This is a genomic window from Treponema zioleckii, from assembly GCF_014737315.1.
Lineage (GTDB): Bacteria > Spirochaetota > Spirochaetia > Treponematales > Treponemataceae > Treponema_D > Treponema_D zioleckii.
The window spans coordinates 1-19,259 of sequence record NZ_JPUF01000072.1; the positions used below are offsets into that span (position 1 = coordinate 1).

The window sequence follows — 19,259 nt, forward strand, 5'->3', positions numbered from 1 at the left end:
CTTTGTATTTAGTAGAAGATGATGAAAACAAAAAAGAAATCACGATAATGCATATATTTTACGCAAAAAGAGATTATGAAAAATTGGTGTAAAATCACATCAACGTTTCAAAGCGGACGGGCGGGGGAAAGCCCGATATTTGAGTATATAGTAAAACTAACAAAAGTATGCTATTATATATTCAAACACATACTTTTGGAGGTGTTGGTATGACACATACAGCTCTTGTTCAGATAAAAGTAGATGCAGAGATAAAAACAGATGTTACAAATATTTACGAATCACTCGGATTGGATTTGCCTACTGCCGTCAGAATCTTTTTCAAAAAAAGTATAGCCGTAGGTGGTCTCCCCTTTGAATTGAGAAATGATACTCTCTCCGAACGCTGGAACATTTACAAAGAGGCCAGAAATTCAATCCAAAAAAACAATGTTCCAGAACTGTCTCTTGATGAAATCAATGCAGAAATCGCTGCAGCAAGGGCTAGTAAATAATGACAAGAAAATATGTCGTTATTGATACAAATGTTCTTGTATCAGCTTTGATAACCAGAAATGAAAAGTCTCCAACAGTTCAGATTTTGCATTTCCTTGCAAACGGAAATATTGTTCCTGTTTATTCAGATGAAATTGTAAAAGAATATAATGAAGTGCTCAGACGAGATAAGTTTAAACTTCCAGAAAATATAATCATAAATCTTTTGAAAGATATTATGGACAATGGAATAAAAGTTACAGAATTGACAGAAGTAAACGAAGTAATGCCTGACCCAAAGGATGTTATTTTTTATGCGGTAACATTATCGGCTCAAGACAAAGATGCTTTTCTTGTAACTGGGAATGGAAAACATTTTCCCGAAAAGCCGTTTGTTGTAACACCAACAGAATTGGTTGAAATTATAAAAAAAGAAATCGCCTAGCAAGAAGTTCGTCGCCAACGGCGGGGGAAGATCGCAACTTCAGGTGCGTGAGAAAAATATGAAAATATCATTATTAATTGGAGCAATATTTTTATTGTCAACATCAACGTGGCACTATTCCAGTGCTAAAAGAACTTGTCTTGTTCCGTCTGGTTCTATGGAAAAAACATTAAACTATGGAGAACGAATTGTTGTTCAATGTTCAGAAAAATATAAAAGCAATATTAATTACGGAGATGTTTTAATATATCAAAATGAAGATATCTACTGTATCAGTAGATGTGTTGCCAAAGAAAATGATTCCATAGAAATCAAAGACAATATTGTTTACTTAAATGGCGAAAAACTGGACGAAAAATACTGTTTCTTTGATGAAACGATGAAGCCTAAGAATAATAAGTACGACAGTTTTCTTTTGAATTTAGAAAAGACTACAGTTCCCAAAAACAATATTTTTGTTTTATGCGATAATCGGTGGAACAGTTTAGATAGCCGATGTAAAGGACCAATTTCTTGTGAATGTGTTTTAGGAAAAGTCTTGTATGTTTCGGATATGAATAATCCACTTAAGAAAATTAGAATAATAGAATAATAAAATGTTCACAGCCGACGACGGGACAAGCACACATTGAGGAACTGAAAGCGAAAATGAAAAAGAAAGAAACGAAGACGAAAAGTTTCTCCGGGAAACAAAAAACTTTTAACAGGCAGGCTTGCTTTGGAAAATATTTTATTGAATATTTGGATCGAGATGAAAAACGGAATCAAAGTTCGGCTGATACCCAACGGCATATCAGAAGAAAAGTATATTTTAATAATGGAAATAAAGGAAAACGGCATTTCGAGAAATATAAATTTGATGGTAAAAGGGCGAAAAGTTTTTGATGCGTCTGGAAAAGTTGTTGACTTTGGAGACGCATATCCGCTAACTACAGAATATGGCAAAATGATGATAACCAAACAGTTTATAAACGCTTGGTTAGTTTAAGCGCATAATCAAAAGCCAGAAACTTCAGAATTTTTTTAAGACTTTTCTCAGTTTTTACGGCTATTCTTGGAGTCTGTGCATTTAGAGGACGCTTGGAGAATTTGTAGATTTTCAAAGGACTTGCTATATGGTTTCATTTACTAATAATCAAAATCAGAGTATTTTATTGGAAACTGAGAATTATCAATTTCCAGATTTTGATGGTGATGATAAATTTGATAAAAATTGGCTTCAAATAAAAATTGAAGTTATTGATAATCAAAAAAATGGAAAAATACAGATCCGTTTTTACTATCATATGATTGGTTGACGATTGCACAATGGTTTTCCGACAGAGCAAATTTTAAGCATCTGAAGAGAGATGGATTAGGTTTTATAGAACCGAATCTTACATTTCAATTAAAAGAATCAAATAAAATAAGCAACTCAATAAACTTTGACATTGAATTAAGTCTTGAATGTGTACCCTCCTTTTATAAAGGAAGCGGTGTCGTTAAGTATAGCTTTTCTTTTGCACCAGACCAATGTGAAGAAATAGCCAAAATGTGTAAAAAAGAATACGAAAAGTTTCCTGAAAGAAAATAACAATCAGGTAAAACCGCACAGTAAACATGAACACGCACTAGTCTAATTTTTTAGGGAAGAAAAAAGAATAGAAAACAAAAAAAGTAATATTAAATATTTTTCTTATTATTGCATCTATTGTAGTCTCTATTTTCCTTTTGTTCCTTATCAATAAGTTCTTTTACAATATAATAGATTCAGCGAGATACGATAGCCACCCTGTTGGTGCATTGGGAGTTTGTCTAATAACAATCCTATTTACTTTATCATTACTTTCTCTAATTGGAGTGCCATTTATTATTATAACAATAAAAAAATTACTTACAGAAGGATTATAGTATTTTTAGTTTTATTATTACTGTAATATTTACACCCTATCCCTTTATATTAGTGTGGTGCTTAGTAAAATATTTTTGAATAAATGATTCAATCTGACAAACTCTGCGTGCAGGAAGACGCATGGCTTTAGAAAAAAAACGGGAAGAAAATGTTCAGGAAAATTGATGATAATAAAGCACTTGAAATACTAATCAACTTGGAAGAAAAATTTGGTTTTACGCACCAAAAATACTGGTTTCCCCTTTCTGAAACACATTTTAAACCAGTTGTAGCATTTAATATCCACAAATTTCTTAAGACAAATTTACCGACGAAAATAAAAGAATTCTTGCAAAAAAATTATAAATCAATTTATGAAATAAGTGAATTTGAGTGCAACGGTTCATACTTTCGGGAATGCAGTTCAAATGAAATTGATTTTGCTTGGTTTTCAGAACTAGTTTTAGCATTTGAAGATAACGAGATAATGATTTATTATTCCCATGAGGGTACCATAACTTTCGCTGGTGAAAAAATAATTAAGTTTATCGAAAATAACTTTGATGATATTGAAAAAATACTTTGGAACAATTTTTCACTAAATGATTCAATCTGACAAAATAAGTAAACCTAAAACTTCAAAACGAACGGCGGTCTATGGTTCGCCGTTTAACGTCGGGGCAAAGAAGCGGTTGTATGAGTGAAACTGAAAAATACAAGGCGAAAATCAGAAAAATAATTCAAGATGAAGGCTTGTGCTCTGTTATGAACAATACAAAATGGTCGGAATTGAAAAAGGGCATATCCGAATTGCCGTTTCTTCCGCCATTTGTAATAAAATCTGTGGATGAGCAGGAAACAGACTGGCATAACTTTGACGAGGACGTTCATCATACCGGTGATTGGGGCTTGTACATGGATAATTATCTGGGCGGAGACATTTATGCCGTTCCCTTTTATGCTGTGGAGTGGATAAAAATTCGGCCTCGCTTGCTGAAATATCAGGGGCGGTTAATCAAAGACAAAGTAATTAACGAGACCGAGGCTTTTCTTGCAGTCCTAAAAAAATATAATATTCCATACGAGGAGCAGCACGGAACGTATATTATTTACGGCTACCGCAGAACAAAGTAATTCAAAAGATGAGATTGATTATATAACTAATCAATCTCAGTAGACTATGCAGAGATAAAAAATGACAAAAAGAATCATATTATTCATGCTAAATTTTTTGCTGGTCATGTTGTTAGTGCCAGATATAATTCAGCCTTGATGGACGCTGACGAAACTGTTCCCAAAATGAACCTAGAATGTCTTCCAGAAACATATGTCATTTTCATAACCAAGAATGATGTTCTAAAAGGAAGCAAACCATTGTATCATATTGAAAGAATTATAAAGGAACTTGGAACGGACTTTAACGACGGTACCCACATTATCTATGTAAATGGGCAGTATCGGGGTAATGATCCAATCGGTGATTTGATGCATGACTTTTCATGTAAAAAGTCAGCAGACATGAAAAACAAGATTTTTGCAGAAAAAGTCAGATATCTAAAAGAAGATGAACAGGGGGTAGCGCAAATGTATAAAATCATGGAAGACTTTGCAAGGGAAGAACGCGCAGAAGCTCGCGCAGAACGCAACATTGAAGTCGCTGAGGAAATGCTCAAAGAAGGCTCGTTACCGCTAGAAAAAATCGCACAATTCACAGACCTTCCTTTGGAAACTGTACGCCAAATTGCACAAAAATTAGCAGCCGTGCAGAGATAAAATACAAACGGCGTACCAAATCGAGTGGTACGCCGTTTGTATTTTTACGCTACGAGAGCAAGACTGTTCTCTCGCCCGCTTTGTTGAAGACGACTACGTTTCCAAAACCGGTAAGGCCACCTTTTGAGGTTTGGAAGTTCGTTTCGTCGGTTTTTAGGCCCTCTCCGCCGGCACAGAATGTGTCTGTTGGGCTTGCGTATTCTTTGTGGGCAATAACCAGCGTGAATTTCTCGTCGCCTTTTTGGATTTCAAGGGCTTCAATTACGTCGCTCGTAAATTCAATATTCTTAAAGTTCGAATAAACCGGAAGTTTTTTTACAGTAACATCCTGAGCTTCGCCCGCCTTGTTAAGCGAAAGAATCGTGTACAAAGAAGTGAATCCATTTGCGTCCCAGTCGGTTTTTAGAGTCTTGTTTTCCTCAGCCTCGTTGTAGTGCTTTGAAAATCTTGTATCAATAATCGAACACTCATACAAAGAAGACGCGTTTCCTGCAATCTGGACCAAATCCAAATCATTCTGCTTGCTCGAATATCTGAATTTTTGCACTGAATCGCTATTTTTTGGAGTCTGGCTCAAAACCGTTCCTGTGTTGTTAAAATGCCAGAACTGACTGTATTTGTGGGCATTGCCCGTGTAGAATTCGTCGGCAATCACGAAAAGGTCTTTCCTGAGTTTTATTACCCGCCGGTTCGTGAACACACCGCCATTCGCAAAGTCAATGTAGCCCAAGTGACCGCCTTCAATGTACGCGTACTGACCGATTTGGTTGAACGCACGGTTTACGGCGCGATTGAGTTTTGAGCAGCCCCAGCTGTCGCTGCATTCATAAAAATTCTTGTTGTCCACAATGCACGTGTTGTGAGCCGTGCTGTCCTTGAATTCAAAGCGTTCAGGCTTGTTCACGTAGGTAAAGCGACCTGCATCGATTAAAAGGTCTTCGCCATTCGCGTAAAGGCTCACATGAAGCTGGTCCGAGTGTCCGTGACCGGCTCCCAGAGTTCCGCAGTGAAAGTGAAGGAACGTGCTGTTTTTCCGATTTTTTTTGTCTTCTTCCAGCAAAAAATAGTTTCCGCTCGACTCAAGATTCAAATTAAAATCAGAATCCTCAGAAATCTTTTGCTCGTTATAAAATTTGATTCCTTTTTCGCCAATGTCCCATGCGCTGTCAAAATCTACCTTTTCGTAGCCGTATTTTTTGAAAATATTCGAGAACTTTTCGTAGAAAGGATTTTCGCCAAAAATCGCCGCCGCGGTCGTTACGTTGTCCCTGCGGTCAATTTCGTCGCTGTCGCCAAAGCAAAGCTCGTTTCCGTCAGGTTTTTGGTAAGAAATCGCCGCATAAATCATGTGAAGAACTTTGTCCGTAAAGCTGCCGTCGAGTTTTATTCCGTTCCTGAACGCAAGAATCAGAATGTCCAGAAAATCGTGAGTCACTTCGTTGTGATACATTGGGCTTTGTTCCCACTGCGCTCCGTCTTCGTACACCTGAATCGAAAGTTCCTCAGAAAGCCGCCTTAAAGATTCTGCAACGTATTCTTTTGTGCGCTCCGTTGAAGGAAGCATTACGCCTGCCATAAAAAGTCCGTGGTTGGCAAGCACGCCCCAGTTGCTCATAAGATTGTAGCTGTTCCATACAGTCATTATGAATTCCGCGTGCTCGGTCATGCTCTGAACAAAAAGCGTCATAACCTCGTCAGTAATGTTCGGGCTGCCCTTAAAGTAGCACATGGCTTTTAGCCAGAATTCCATGCGAAGCCCAACTTCTATCGTTCGCCAGGCCAAGGCATTTTTCTCGGTATGAGGAACGTTTTTTACCCACGAAACAAGCTGTTCCGCAAACGCTTTTGCGTATTTTTCGTCTTTTGTTGCGGCATAAGCTTGTCCGAGGCAAATCCAGTATTTCATTCGGTTGAATGCATAAATCCATTCCGGGTCGTCGGCAGGCTGTCTTAGCCAGTCAATTTCGCCTTCAAATTTTACAGGAACGCAAGTGCGCTCCATGTCCGAACGTAAGTCAAAAATGAACACTTTGTTGCAAACTTCATCGGCAACCCTTTTTATGTGCTCAAAATCTTCCTTGCAGTTTTCTTTTACATAAGAAGCAACCGCATCCCTGTCTTCAAAAAAGAAGTGTTTATTCTGATTAAAAAATTCTTCTGCTTTCATTTTTATCCCCTTTTTTACAAATCAAATGTCGAGTTTATAAGTCAACTTAAAAAATGCGTCCACTTCCAGAAAAGCGCGTCTGCTTTTGTCATGGCTGAAGGTAATAGGTATTCGACTGCGCTCGTTTCACTCGCTTGCGAACCTTCAGAATGACAAATCAGCCGCTTGCTTTTCTTCCCGTTACCGCATTTTTATTTGGTCGTAAACTCGACTTCAAGATTTCGTATTTTTACCAATATAGTGTCCAGTTCGGGTTCGTTATTCTGGTCAACGCTTCCATGTAAAAATAGTCGCCCCAGCTTACGCACTCGTCCACGCCTTCCGGGGTGCAGGTGTTGTACGGAGACTTTTTGCTGTACGTTCCGTGCAGTACAAGTCCGTTTGAAACGCCCGAATCTTTTACCGAATATTTTTCGATTAACGAGCGAATCATTTTTTCGGCGAGTTCACGGTAGCGTTTTATTTCGTCCTGAGAGTCTCTCGCCCCGCCCTCTTCGAGCTGACGCGCCATGTCCAAAAGTCCGCAGGCAACGATTGAGGCACTGGAAGAATCCTTTGGCTCAGTCTCGCCGTCGTGCCTTGCATTCTGGTCGTTAAAAATCATGTCCCAATACGGAATCATGTCTTTTGGCAGTTTTTTTAGATAAAAGTCCAGCGTTTTTTGGAACATCGCCTTGTATTCTTCGCGCCGGTCATAGCGGTAGGCAAGTGCCGTTCCGTAAATTCCCCACGCCTGCCCCCTGGCCCAGTAAGAATCATTCTTGTAGCCCTGGCAAGTTACTCCGCGAAGCGGTTCGCCGGTCTGTCTGTCCATAAAAAACGTGTGGTAGGTCGAACCGTCTTCCCGAATGGAATTTTTCATGCAGGTTGCAGTGTGAAGCCGTGCCTTTTTTGCGTACTCAGGATTTTTAGTCTCCCTAGAAGCCCAATAAAGAAGCGGTGTGTTCAAAAGACAGTCGATTATGTAGCGGTAATTGTCATTTGAATCCATTGCGCCCCACGCCTGAAGGAACTGACCTTTTTCCTGCCAGCGCCCAAGAAGCTGGTCTGCCGCTTTTATCGCGCCTTTTTTGGCATCTTCATCCCCCGTTATTTTCCATGCGGCCACGCAGGAAGGTGAATACAAAAATCCCATGTCGTGATGGTCAACGCTGATTTTTTTTTCAATTCGGTTTATAAAACTTTTTACCTGAACTTCCGCAGTGTCGCGAAAAACTTTTTCGCCGGTCGCCTCGTAAGAAAGCCAGAGTTCTCCCGGCCAGAATCCGCACGTCCACTGGTCATTTTCGCACGGAGGATAAAATCCGTTCACAGAAGAGTGATTCTGGCATTTTTCTGTAAAATTCGGAATGTTTTTTCGTACCTGACTTATCGCAATATCCAGTGCTTTTCTAAATTCTTCCATATAATAGCTCCTTTTTCGCTTAGCCTTTCATACCTGTTGCGGCAATTCCCTGAACGAAGAATCTTTGCAGCGAAAGGAACACTATAAGAACCGGAATGAGCGTTACGACCGAAGCCGCCATAATAAGTCCATATTCGGAAGAATATTGCGAGATGAACATTCTAAGTCCAATCTGAATCGTCTTGAGTTCCGTTCGGGTAAGGTAAATCATCGGTCCCAAAAAGTCGTTCCACGTTCTTACGAACGTAAAAATCGTAAGCGTTGAAAGAGCCGGTTTTGAAAGAGGAAGCATTATCCTCCACCAGATTTTGTATTCGTTCATTCCGTCGATTCGCGCAGCTTCGCAAAGTTCATCCGGAATGCTCTCGTAAAACTGCTTCATAAGAAATACCCCGAACGCGCTGAATGCCTGAAGACAAATCATCGAAAGGTGCGTGTTGTTCAAATGAAAATTTCTCATCAAAATGAACTGAGGAACCATGTAAACCTGCCACGGCATTGCGATTGTGGCAATGTAGCCTAAGAAGAGCACATTTTTGCCCTTAAAATTCAATTTTGAAAAAGCGTAAGCCGCAAAGCTCGATGTAACAACCTGCAAAATCGTGATGATGACAGTGAGTTTTGCTGTGTTGAACACGAAGATTCCCAAAGGAATTTTTGTCCAAATGTCTTTATAGTTCGCCCATCGGGGATTTTTTGGAATCCATTGAATCGGGAACGTAAAAACGTCCTTGTCGAGTTTTAATGACGCACTAAGCATCCATAAAAACGGAAGGAGCATTATTGCGGCAATAAAGACCAGTGCAGCAACTACGAAAAAATTCGTTTTTGTTTGAATTCTATTTGTATTCATTTTTTGCCCCTTTTATTAGTGTCTTTTTTTGCCCATGTAGAATTGGAACAAAGTCACTCCGAGTACGAGAGCGAACAAAACCATAGAAATCGCGCTTGCATAGCCCAAATCCCACGAAACGAACGCAGTATTGTAAATGTGGTAGACAAGTACGAGGGTAGAAGTTCCAGGGCCGCCTTGCGTAATCATGTAGATTTGGTCATAAACCTTAAAACAGTCAATCGTAAGCATGATTGAAACGAAGAATGTGGTCGCACTGAGCTGTGGAATAGTAACATGAATGAACTGCTGCCATTTGTTCGCACCGTCAAGGTTTGCAGCCTCGTAAAGCTCCGGGTTGATTCCCTGAAGACCCGCAAGGTAAATGACCATGTAGTATCCCATGTTTTTCCAGACGCTAAAAAGGATAACAGTAATCATCGCCCAGTTTTTATCTGCCGCCCAGCCCGGAAGATTTTTTTCCGAAACGCCAAAATATGTAAGCAACATGTTTATAGGTCCTTTCGCCGGGTTAAAAAGCATGTTCCAAACTACGGCAACGGCAACGAGCGAAGCTACATACGGAAAGAAGCTTACCGTTCGCAAAAAGTTCCTGCCGAATATTTTGCGGTTCAATACGATTGCCAATGCCAACGCGCAAACCATTGTCAAAGGAACCGTACCGATACTATAAATGATTGTATTTTTAAGAGCCGCCTTAAACGATGCGTCTGCTATAAGTTTCTTAAAGTTAGATAATCCTGCAAAACTGATGTTACCAGAACCGTTCCAGTTTAAAAATGCAAGAATGAATGCGAATAAAATTGGTCCCAGAGTGAATACGGCAAAACCGATAAAGTTAGGAGCTATAAAGCTGTACGCGACTAAATTATTTTTGAGTGTACGTTGCTTTGAAGTCATTTTTATTTTGTCCTCCTTTTTTTTAATTTTCAAACTCAGCTCAAAAAAATGGCAGGACAATGCAAGCCGAGCGAAGAATACATTATCCTGCCAAAAGTGCTTTTCCTAAAGGAGGCTACTTAATGATTGCAGATACGCCTTTTTCCATTTCTTTAAGACCTTCATCAATAGAAACGTTTTCTGTCATGATGTTGTCGTGCTGCTGGTTAAGAACAACTTCAATCTCAGCTGCCTTTTCATGCAACGGCATTTCGAGGTAAGTTTTTGTTACGCCAAGTGCCTGTGCGCTGTTCTCGTCCTGTGGGAATCCTGCCATACCAGAAATTGTTTTGATTACGGCTTCATTTTTGATTGCAGGGAATGTTCCTGTTTTTGCGATAACTTCCGCGCCTTCAGGTCCAGTTACGAAGCGAACAAAATCAAGAGCAGCTTCCTTTTTCTTTGAAGCAGCACTTACGCCCAAAGAAGTGATTGTTCCCAATGTTGTTCCTGCAGGAACTCCGTCCGGATGAGGATATTTAACAATTCCCCAGTTCTTGCTCAAAGCCTCGCCAGCTGCAACTTTCTGAATCAATGTACCGATGAACCAGCTTCCCATATTGAGCATTGCTACGCTGTTGTTGTAGAAAACACCTGAATAATGTGTTGATGTCGTTTTGAGCTGAGCATAGCTCTGAACGATTCCGTCATTCTGCTGTTTAAGGATTGTCTCGTAGTATGGCTTTAAGAAGTCATATTTTCCGCCTACAATCGTGTTTTTTCCGTCAAGCACGCCAAAGAGCTGTACTGCACTTCGCCATGTGTGGTAGTGTGCGCCATATACTTTTTCAGCCCCGCTTCCAGATGTCATTTTGCGTGCAAGTGCGTCGTACTCGCTAAAAGTCATGTCGTTCGTTGGATATGGAACTCCGGCTTTGTCGAACAAATCTTTGTTGTAGAATACAACCCAGAAGTCACTTCGGAACGGAAGTGCATACAAGTTTCCGTTTACTGTAATCTGTTCTGTAGTACCGCCGTAAAGGCTCGTATCGATTCCTTTTTCTTTGATAAAATCGTTGAGATTTACAAGCTGTCCAGCTTTCTGCAACGTGTTGTAGCCAGGAATGTCTTTTACGGTTACAACGTCAATGCTGTCGTCGCCGCCAGTGAGCTGAATGCTGAGCATTGTCTGATAGTCTGAAGAACCCAAATCCAATGGCTCGATTTTTACGTCTGGGTGAGTCGTGTTGTAAGCCTCAATCAACGGTTTGTAGTAAGCCGTGGCATCCCAGTCCCACAAAGCCCATTTTAAAGTAACAGGTCCGCTCTCTTTCTGAGCCTTTTCCTTATTATTGCAGCCAGTGAACATTGAAAGCCCGCAAACTGCAAGACCAGCCATAACTGTAGCAAGTATTTTTTTCATAAAGTCCCCCTTTTTGGAATTAAAGATTCGAAATACTTTTATAGTAAGTTTAAGGGGGATTTTTCAAAAAGGAATGTAAAAATTATCTTAGTTTATGCAATAAAAACATATACTTTTATGACAGTGCATATACTTTTATGACAGGGAAAATGGAAAATGAAATTTTCAAAGTCCGCGCGCAAGTTCTCTGACGCAGATTCACGCGGATTCACGCAGATGGTGAAAAAAACTCTAGAATGATGGGGGGTAGCCACTCTGGAATACCTTTTTTTGTCACCTCGAGCGTAGTCGAGAGGTCTACTATCGTCTGGGAACAGTAGATGTCTCGACTTCGCTCGACATGACAGTGTGGGACGCTCTGGTGGTTGAGCGGAGTCGGGGCAACTTGCACATTCGCAGACCGCCGAACATTTTCAGAAAAATGGCAAGTTTTACGAAAAATTTGAAAGGGTTTGAAAAAACAAACAATTAGTTTCTTTTTTTAACAATTATTTTCCTTTTTTGAAAAAAGGCGAATATAATTTTAGGCATGAATGTTGGAATAATCGGAGCAGGACGAATTGCAGGAACTCTCGCAGAAACAATGTCCAAAATGAAAACAGTAAAACTTTATGCGGTAGCGTCGCGCTCGCTTGAAAAGGCCGAGACTTTTGCAGGCAAATACAACGCGGAAAAAGCATACGGAAGCTACGAGGAACTTGTAAACGACCCGAAAGTTGACCTCGTTTACATTGCAACGCCCCACTCGCATCACGCCGAGCACGCAGAACTCTGCATTAATCACAAAAAGCCGGTTCTCTGCGAAAAGGCATTTACGCTGAATGCAAAGCAGGCTGAAAAAATCATCGCGCTTGCACGGGAAAACGGCGTTTTTCTTGCCGAAGCAATCTGGACGCGCTACATGCCGAGCCGGAAAATAATAAACGACGTACTCTCAAGCGGAATCATCGGAAAACTGAAAGTCCTTACGGCAAACCTCTCATACAATATGATTCACAAAGAGCGCATTCTTGAGCCGGCTCTCGCAGGAGGCGCGCTTCTTGACGTCGGCGTTTACACGCTGAATTTTGCCGCAATGCACTTCGGAACCGACATCGAGAGGATAGAAAGTTCCGTGCAGATGACGGACAAAGGCGTTGACGGAATGGAATCAATCACGATTTTTTACCGCGACGGAAAAATGGCGGTTCTCAATGCAGGAATTTATGCCCGAAGCGACCGCAAGGGAATTTTTTACGGCGAAAACGGCTATATCGTGGTTGAAAACATAAACAATCCGCAGTCGGTAAGCGTTTTTGATTCAAGCGACACGCTCATCAAAAAAATCGACGTTCCTCCGCAGATTACGGGCTACGAATACGAGCTTTTGGAATGCGAAAAATGCCTTTCCGAAGGCAGAACCGAAAGCACTTCAATGCCGCTTTCCGACACGCTCTACATAATGAAGCAGATGGACGGCATCAGAAAAGACTGGGGACTTGTCTACCCGCAGGAAAAATAAAAAAAGGAAGGAAAATTATGGATTATGATGAAGCTGCGGAATTCTGGATTAAAAAAGACCGGGATTCCGTCAAAATGGAAAAAGACGCGTTAAAAGAAAAAATCACAGCCTTTTTGAATTCGCACAACACATGCGCGCTTGCAACTTCATGCGCGGAGTTCGTGCGCTGCACGCCGATTGAATACATTTTTTGCGACGGAAAATTCTACCTTTTTTCGGAAGGCGGGCTGAAATTCAAGGCGCTAAAAGAAAACAAAAATGTCGCGCTTTCGGTTTTTGAGCCGTTCAGCGGATTCAACAACTTAAAAAGCGTTCAGGTGACCGGCAAAGCCGAAATCGTCGAACCATTCAGCGACGAATACCTCAAACTCCTTGAAATAAAAAAGATTCCCGTCGAAGCGATGAAAAACCTTCCGAGAGCCATGCCGCTGATAAAAATCACGCCGAGTGAATTCGACTATCTCGACGCGGAACTTAAAAAAGAAGGATTTTCATCCCGCCAGCATTTATGCTAGCTCGTTAATTTAAAACAGATTTTTCCAGATTTGAGTACGCAAATGCCAAACTCGAACTAACAAGCGTGAAAAATCTATAGATTTTTACACAGAACTACGATATACTATATGAAAGAAGCGCAACCAAAGTTATGGTTGGTCTTCATACATGGATTAATACCCATTCGGGTACAACCGCTTAGTGTGGTAGACTAGGCGGTTTTTTTATGCTCTTCTACTTTTTAGTGCGAAGAAAGCAGTTTACCATACCGGATAACCAAGCAACAAAAGCGCTATGATTATCAGAATCATTATGATTCGGCTCACTGCACGTCTCCCAGCTGTTTTATTTGACTTTCACCATACAGTTACTCGCCTCCAGAGCCAGAAAGACCAACCGCCAGCATTTATGCTAGCTCGTCAGCTTACTGAGTTTTTCTGCAATCGCCTTACCGGTCGGAGTTGCGGCAAGTCCACCGAGGGCTGTTTCGCGTAAAGTCTCTGGGAGTGCTTTTCCGACAGACTTCATCGCGTCAATAACTTCGTCGGCCGGAATCCTGCTTTCTATGCCGGAAAGAGCCATGTCCGCAGAAGTGACTGCATTTACGGCACCGATTACGTTCCGCTTTATGCACGGAACTTCTACAAGGCCTGCAACTGGGTCGCACACAAGCCCAAGCAGGCTTTTTAACGCGATGGCAACTGCATTGCACACCTGCTTGCAGGAACCGCCCTGAAGGTAAACGAGCGCACCCGAAGCCATTGCGGAAGCCGCGCCTATTTCTGCCTGGCATCCGCACTCAGCACCGGAAATACTTGCACGACATGCAATTACAGAACCAATTCCGGCAGCGACATAAAGTGCCTCGATTATCTTTGAGTCATCTGTTTTAAAACGCTCCGCATAAGGAATTAAAACCGCCGGAAGTATGCCGCAGGAACCGGCAGTAGGAGATGCCACGATTCGCCTCATACAAGCATTTGATTCTGCCGTAGAAAGTGCGTAATACATCACGCTTGAAACGAACGGCCCGATTAAAGCTCCGCCACCTTCCTTGTAAATGCGGTATTTTTCGGCGTCTCCGCCGGAAAGAAAACTCTGCGAACGCAAATCCCTGTCATATCCAGACGCAGTTTCTTTCATTACGTTCCACAAATGAGTCATTTTTTCAAGAGAAGCTTCCCGAGTCATTCCGCTTTCAGAGCAGTCGTCTGCGAGAAGAGTTTCAAATAGCGATGCCTGTTTTTCTTCAGACAGGGAACACCACGCTTTCATGCTTTCAAAAGCCATTTTTAAATCCTTTTAAATTCCTGCATCAAGATACGTTACTTTTATTACACCTTCAACACGATGAAGCCATGCAATTGCATCATCAGGCACATGCTGGTCAGTCTCAATGACCATTACCGCATACCCTCCCCTTTTATTCCTGTACAGGTTCATTGTGGCAATGTTCACAGACTTGTGCGCAAGCATTGAAGTAACTTCCGCAACGTGTCCGGGCTGGTCAAGGTTATGAACGATGAGTGTCGGATAGTCGCCGGTAAAGTTGGCTTCAATTCCGTCGATTTTGTTTATGCAGATTCTTCCGCCCCCGGTTGAGGACGCCTGAATTTTTAACGAACGCCCTCCGCGTGCCTTCAAATTAAGAAGGACGGTGTTCGGATGAGCATCCTCAAGTTCAACCGTCCCGATTTTAAAAGACATTCCGCGCTGTTCTGCAAGTTCAAAACTTTTCGGAATCGAAAGGTCATCCGGTTCAAGACCGAGAAGACCCGCAACAATCGCACGGTCAGTACCGTGCCCGCGCCCTGTCTGGGCAAACGAGCCGTGCAGTAGGATTTCAGCAGTCTCAGGCTCATCACCGAGAAGTTTTCTGCACACCAAACCAATCCGCACCGCTCCTGCCGTATGCGAACTTGAAGGGCCGACCATAACCGGCCCCAAAATATCAAATACTGTCATCTTTCCATGCCGTTACAAGCGGTTCAACCTCTTTTTTAAGAATTTCCCGGTCAAGGTAGTTTTTTGTAATTCTTCCGATTAAAGGACTCAGAGAAATCACGCCGATAAGGTTCGGAATCATCATAAGTCCGTTGAAAGTGTCGCTCAAATCCCAGGCGAGATTCAAACTCATCGTGCAGCCAAAGAAAATCATCACTAAAAAGGCCGCTTTATAAATCAAGAGAGTTTTTTCGCCAAAAAGATATTGCCAGGCGGTTGCTCCGTAGTGACTCCATCCGAGAACGGTCGAGAATGCGAAAAGAAGGATTGCAATTGCAATGAACTGAGCACCCACGCCGCCGAATACCGTACTGAAAGCTTCGCCTACAAGACCCGCTCCGTCATTTTTAGAAATCACCGCACCAGTTTCAAGGTCAACGACACCGCTCGAAAGAACGACGAGTGCCGTGAGCGTACAGACGATGATTGTGTCGGCAAAGACTTCAAAGATTCCCCACATTCCCTGCTGAACTGGTTCCTTTACGTTCGAGCTTGAATGAACCATTACCGAAGAACCGAGACCAGCTTCGTTACTGAAAGCACCTCGTTTGAATCCCATCGTAATCGCCTGCTTGATTCCGTAGCCCACGATTCCGCCTCCGGCTGCCTTAGCCGCAAATGCACCGCGGAAAATTGCCTTGAATACTGCCGGAACAGCTTCCGCATGAACCAGAATAACGATGAGCGCACCCACAATATAAAGGAGTGCCATGAACGGAACGAGTTTTTCAGCAACGTTTGCAACGCGCTTAAGTCCGCCGAGAATTACGACGCACGCAACCAACGCAAGAACGATTCCAGTTACCCACGAAGGAATTGAAAACGCACTTTCCATATTTCCGGCAATCGAATTCACCTGACTCATGTTACCGATTCCGAAGCTCGCAAGAAGGCAGAACGCACTGAAAATAACTGCAAGAACGGCTCCGACCTGCTTCATCCCCTTGTAACCGCCAAAGCCGTATTTTAAGTAGTACATCGCGCCTCCGCGCCACTCGCCGCTTTCACTTCTCTTTCTGAAAAAAATTCCGAGAACGTTTTCAGAATAGTTCGTCATCATTCCGAATAGTGCCATGACCCACATCCAGAAAATCGCCCCAGGTCCTCCGAGGATAATTGCAGATGCAACGCCGACAAGGTTTCCCGTTCCGATTGTGGCAGCCATTGCGGTACAAAGGCTCTGAAACTGCGAAATTGACTTGCTGCTTTTTCCGGTATGAGCCGTAATGTGCCTGTCGCGGAAAATCGCACCGATTGTCTTTTTAAGCCACAACGCAATGTGCGTAAACTGAAATCCGCGGTTTATCACGGTCATCAGAATACCTGCCAGAAGCAGAAGCGCAATACCGAATGTCCCCCAAACAACGCCGTTCACCGCGTTATTCACATCTGTAATCAATTTAGTCATGTGTTCCTCCTGACGCCCACGGGACGAGCCGCACGGCAAAAAAAAAGCGCAGGCCTCATTACAAGACCTGCGCCAATGCAGATGAAGCATTCTTACAGGAAAAAGAAGTTTTGTCTAGTAGGTTGTGGGACGCTCTGAATGACGACTTGCAAATTTCGACGCAGATTCACGCGGATGATGAAAAACAGGAATGATGGGGGGTAGCCACTCTGGAATTACCTTTTTTGTCACCTCGAGCGTAGTCGAGAGGTCTACTATCGTCTTGGAACAGTAGATGTCTCGACTTCGCTCGACATGACAGTGTGGAACGCAGATTTGATTTTATGAGTTCGAGCGGATATTACATATCATCAACCAAGAGAACATTCGTTTCGATAACCTGTTTAAGCTGAGCATCATTGGTCAAGAATATATCGCAACCATAATAAGTACTTGTTGCAATGTGAATTGCATCCATTCCCTTTAAACCTTTGTATTTTGCGCGAAGTTTTGCAGCGATTTTTGTTATAGCCCGATTTGGCTCGATAATTTGAAAATAAAAATCCTTGAGAAATGCTTCATAAGCTCTAATTTTTTCTTCAGAGCCTGTTCGATATGGAAAAACAAGATATTCAGCATCAGTTATAGTTGATGTAAGATAAAAATCGTCTTCATTTTGATGATTATAAATAAAGGTCGCAATTTTATCAGAAAACGGCTTTTCATCATCGAGAAAATATATTATAGGAGTCGTATCAAAATATATCTTACTCATTTTCATCCCTAAGCTGACGGATATAATCAACTGCCGTAATTCCTTTCGGAACAGACCTTGTTGCACCGTTCATATAGGATTTTATTTCAGAAAGTGAACGAGGACGGCGGAATGGCAAATAATCATCGAGCAATGTAATTATTACTTTTTGGTTCGTTTTGGCCACCACATTACCCTCGGCAATATAATTGTTTCCGTCATAATATCCATTTACTGCAAGCATTAAATCACCTCCTGCAAAAGTTTTGAACAATTAGCCATATTCTAAAGTTCCACTTTTTTCGTTCCCCTATTGTACCACAAAAAAACTGTATAAAACACAATTTTCAGTTTTTAGAACAAAAACTGAGAGGAACGGCGAAACAAAATGTTGCGGAGCGAAAAGTTTAAATTGCCGTTCCACTGACGCAGATAAACACAGAAGGGACACTGATGGTGAAAACAGGAATGATGGGGGTAGTCACTCTGGAATTACTTTTTTGTCACCTCGAGCGTAGTCGAGAGGTCTCCACGCGATAGATTTCTCCATATTTTCTATCGTCCGGGCACAGTAGATGTCTCGACTTCGCTCGACATAACAGTGTGGAACGCTCTGAATGACGACTTGCAAATTTCGACGCGGATTGGTCGCAGTTTTCGGGTCATTACCGGGCTTGCCACGTCACCCCGAACTTGTTTCGGGGGCTATTTTTTACAGCTCAAAGCACAACTACGCAAGCAATTGATACATAAAAATGCAGCCGTCATCGTATTTTGGTTTTACATGGCTGTGTACGAATTTTTCTTTTTCAGGAGCAAGCCGTCTAAATCCCATTCTTTCATAATGCGAAATTAGCTTATCTTCTGGCAAAGCGTAAATGTACAAAGCTTTTACGCCCGAAAACGAGCGGATAAAATTCACAATCGGAAGCACGAAGTCAGAAAGAACTGTGTAACCTATTTTTTCAATCTCCGGGTGATTTGAGTGGAACACGGAATTTACGGCAAAATTGGAAAGCTCAATCGCAGGAATCGTATAAAAATTATCATCGTTCAGTTCAAGAGTGAACAAACCATTTCGCAAAGTAAAGTAAGCGGCAATTTCGTGGCTTGACTTTGATTTTACAAGATAAGTGCGGGCAAAACTTGACTCTTCATCGCTTGGCGCAATATTCTTAAGATAATTTTCAAGCCCTGCCCCACTTTCTCGGCTTATCGAAAATGAATTTATCTCGGTAAGGTTTGCTGGATTTTCAGCCAAATGCTGAACATAAAAATTCTTGTCCTCAACAGGAAAGACCATCATTTGACCTTTGCCTCCTGTTCAGCTTTTTGTCTGTCTTCTTCAGCCCACAAATCAAAAAGTTCCTGCTGATATTGGAGCGATTTTTGATGCATTGCTTCATAGTCCACAGGCGGTGTGGTCAAGATTTCTTCCAAAACGCGTTTTCCTGGCGAATCCGGCAAATCTTGCCAGCGAACATATTTTCCGTAAGTCATAATATCCTCCTTCCACGTATTTTGCTTCATTGTACCACAAATCTGAAAAATTTTACACAGATGAAAGTCAGCTTCCAGCTCTCCGACGCGGATAGACGCAGATTCACGCGGATGGTGAAAAAACTCTAGAATGACGGGGGTAGCCACTCTGGAATTACCTTTTTTGTCACCTCGAGCGTAGTCGAGAGGTCTACTATCGTCTTGGAACAGTAGATGTCTCGACTTCGCTCGACATGACAGCGTGGAACGCTCTGAATGACGACTTGCAAATTTCGACGCGGATGCACGCGGTATGGTGAAAAAACTCTAGGAATGACTGGGGGTAGTCC

At 42.0% G+C, this 19,259-nt stretch carries 21 protein-coding genes and 1 pseudogene; 10 read left to right on the forward strand and 12 right to left on the reverse strand.

The window, feature by feature from the left end; genetic code table 11:
* Nucleotides 1-209: 209 nt before the first annotated feature.
* The 8 genes and pseudogenes from JI65_RS14625 to JI65_RS14660 all read left to right on the forward strand — a co-directional run bounded on the left by JI65_RS14625 (nucleotide 210) and on the right by JI65_RS14660 (nucleotide 4,562).
* Nucleotides 210-494: a type II toxin-antitoxin system RelB/DinJ family antitoxin gene (locus tag JI65_RS14625; RefSeq protein WP_191017904.1), complete on the forward strand. Its 285-nt coding sequence runs from the start codon at nucleotides 210-212 to the stop codon at nucleotides 492-494.
* Nucleotides 494-919 carry a putative toxin-antitoxin system toxin component, PIN family gene (locus JI65_RS14630; RefSeq protein ID WP_191017905.1) on the forward strand — a complete coding sequence of 142 codons (426 nt, stop codon included), beginning with the start codon at nucleotides 494-496 and terminating at the stop codon, nucleotides 917-919. Before JI65_RS14625 ends, JI65_RS14630 begins: the two co-directional genes overlap by 1 nt.
* A gap of 58 nt (nucleotides 920-977) precedes the next feature.
* Nucleotides 978-1,511 (forward strand): signal peptidase I, encoded by a 534-nt coding sequence (gene lepB / locus JI65_RS14635; RefSeq protein WP_191017906.1) that lies wholly within the window; start codon nucleotides 978-980, stop codon nucleotides 1,509-1,511.
* Between the two features lie 126 nt (nucleotides 1,512-1,637).
* Nucleotides 1,638-1,907: a hypothetical protein gene (locus tag JI65_RS14640; RefSeq protein WP_191017907.1), complete on the forward strand. Its 270-nt coding sequence runs from the start codon at nucleotides 1,638-1,640 to the stop codon at nucleotides 1,905-1,907.
* 127 nt (nucleotides 1,908-2,034) lie between these two features.
* Nucleotides 2,035-2,492, forward strand: a pseudogene (locus JI65_RS17800) (WapI family immunity protein).
* A gap of 466 nt (nucleotides 2,493-2,958) precedes the next feature.
* A complete protein-coding gene (locus JI65_RS14650) occupies nucleotides 2,959-3,405 on the forward strand; it encodes a hypothetical protein (RefSeq protein WP_191017909.1) in 447 nt (148 codons plus the stop codon).
* A gap of 80 nt (nucleotides 3,406-3,485) precedes the next feature.
* The gene (locus JI65_RS14655) at nucleotides 3,486-3,923 is read left to right on the forward strand and encodes a DUF6678 family protein (RefSeq protein WP_191017910.1); all 438 of its coding nucleotides are present in this window, start codon (nucleotides 3,486-3,488) and stop codon (nucleotides 3,921-3,923) included.
* A gap of 240 nt (nucleotides 3,924-4,163) precedes the next feature.
* Complete coding sequence (locus JI65_RS14660; RefSeq protein WP_191017911.1) at nucleotides 4,164-4,562, forward strand: hypothetical protein; 399 nt, start codon at nucleotides 4,164-4,166, stop codon at nucleotides 4,560-4,562.
* A gap of 49 nt (nucleotides 4,563-4,611) precedes the next feature.
* Here JI65_RS14660 and JI65_RS14665 read toward each other — a convergent pair whose 3' ends face one another.
* The 5 genes from JI65_RS14665 to JI65_RS14685 form a co-directional block, all read right to left on the reverse strand.
* A complete protein-coding gene (locus JI65_RS14665; protein ID WP_191017912.1) occupies nucleotides 4,612-6,729 on the reverse strand; it encodes an alginate lyase family protein in 2,118 nt (705 codons plus the stop codon).
* A 229-nt stretch (nucleotides 6,730-6,958) separates the two neighbouring features.
* On the reverse strand, nucleotides 6,959-8,134 hold the full coding sequence (locus JI65_RS14670; protein WP_191017913.1) for a glycoside hydrolase family 88 protein: 1,176 nt from the start codon (nucleotides 8,132-8,134) through the stop codon (nucleotides 6,959-6,961).
* A 19-nt stretch (nucleotides 8,135-8,153) separates the two neighbouring features.
* Nucleotides 8,154-8,987 carry a carbohydrate ABC transporter permease gene (locus JI65_RS14675; RefSeq protein WP_191017914.1) on the reverse strand — a complete coding sequence of 278 codons (834 nt, stop codon included), beginning with the start codon at nucleotides 8,985-8,987 and terminating at the stop codon, nucleotides 8,154-8,156.
* Between the two features lie 15 nt (nucleotides 8,988-9,002).
* Entirely contained in the window at nucleotides 9,003-9,887 is an 885-nt protein-coding gene (locus tag JI65_RS14680; protein WP_191017915.1) for a carbohydrate ABC transporter permease, read from the reverse strand.
* A gap of 115 nt (nucleotides 9,888-10,002) precedes the next feature.
* Nucleotides 10,003-11,289 carry an ABC transporter substrate-binding protein gene (locus JI65_RS14685; protein ID WP_191017916.1) on the reverse strand — a complete coding sequence of 429 codons (1,287 nt, stop codon included), beginning with the start codon at nucleotides 11,287-11,289 and terminating at the stop codon, nucleotides 10,003-10,005.
* A 529-nt stretch (nucleotides 11,290-11,818) separates the two neighbouring features.
* Here JI65_RS14685 and JI65_RS14690 point away from each other — a divergent pair.
* Both JI65_RS14690 and JI65_RS14695 read left to right on the forward strand, forming a co-directional pair.
* The gene (locus JI65_RS14690) at nucleotides 11,819-12,790 is read left to right on the forward strand and encodes a Gfo/Idh/MocA family protein (RefSeq protein WP_191017917.1); all 972 of its coding nucleotides are present in this window, start codon (nucleotides 11,819-11,821) and stop codon (nucleotides 12,788-12,790) included.
* A gap of 17 nt (nucleotides 12,791-12,807) precedes the next feature.
* Nucleotides 12,808-13,305: a pyridoxamine 5'-phosphate oxidase family protein gene (locus JI65_RS14695; RefSeq protein ID WP_191017918.1), complete on the forward strand. Its 498-nt coding sequence runs from the start codon at nucleotides 12,808-12,810 to the stop codon at nucleotides 13,303-13,305.
* 391 nt (nucleotides 13,306-13,696) lie between these two features.
* On the opposite strand, the gene sdaAA is transcribed toward JI65_RS14695, so the two are convergent.
* From sdaAA to JI65_RS14730, 7 genes are all read right to left on the reverse strand, one after another.
* Entirely contained in the window at nucleotides 13,697-14,575 is an 879-nt protein-coding gene (gene sdaAA / locus JI65_RS14700; RefSeq protein ID WP_191017919.1) for an L-serine ammonia-lyase, iron-sulfur-dependent, subunit alpha, read from the reverse strand.
* A 12-nt stretch (nucleotides 14,576-14,587) separates the two neighbouring features.
* Nucleotides 14,588-15,250, reverse strand: coding sequence for an L-serine ammonia-lyase, iron-sulfur-dependent subunit beta (gene sdaAB, locus JI65_RS14705; protein WP_191017920.1), 663 nt, complete (start codon nucleotides 15,248-15,250; stop codon nucleotides 14,588-14,590).
* On the reverse strand, nucleotides 15,237-16,697 hold the full coding sequence (locus tag JI65_RS14710) for an alanine/glycine:cation symporter family protein (RefSeq protein ID WP_191017921.1): 1,461 nt from the start codon (nucleotides 16,695-16,697) through the stop codon (nucleotides 15,237-15,239). The genes sdaAB and JI65_RS14710 overlap by 14 nt, the downstream gene beginning before the upstream one ends.
* A 340-nt stretch (nucleotides 16,698-17,037) precedes the next feature.
* Complete coding sequence (locus tag JI65_RS14715) at nucleotides 17,038-17,451, reverse strand: type II toxin-antitoxin system VapC family toxin (protein ID WP_191017922.1); 414 nt, start codon at nucleotides 17,449-17,451, stop codon at nucleotides 17,038-17,040.
* A complete protein-coding gene (locus JI65_RS14720; protein ID WP_191017923.1) occupies nucleotides 17,444-17,674 on the reverse strand; it encodes a hypothetical protein in 231 nt (76 codons plus the stop codon). The genes JI65_RS14715 and JI65_RS14720 overlap by 8 nt, the downstream gene beginning before the upstream one ends.
* A gap of 486 nt (nucleotides 17,675-18,160) precedes the next feature.
* On the reverse strand, nucleotides 18,161-18,736 hold the full coding sequence (locus JI65_RS14725; RefSeq protein WP_197971961.1) for a hypothetical protein: 576 nt from the start codon (nucleotides 18,734-18,736) through the stop codon (nucleotides 18,161-18,163).
* Nucleotides 18,733-18,930, reverse strand: coding sequence for a hypothetical protein (locus JI65_RS14730; protein ID WP_191017924.1), 198 nt, complete (start codon nucleotides 18,928-18,930; stop codon nucleotides 18,733-18,735). Before JI65_RS14730 ends, JI65_RS14725 begins: the two co-directional genes overlap by 4 nt.
* Nucleotides 18,931-19,259 lie beyond the last annotated feature (329 nt).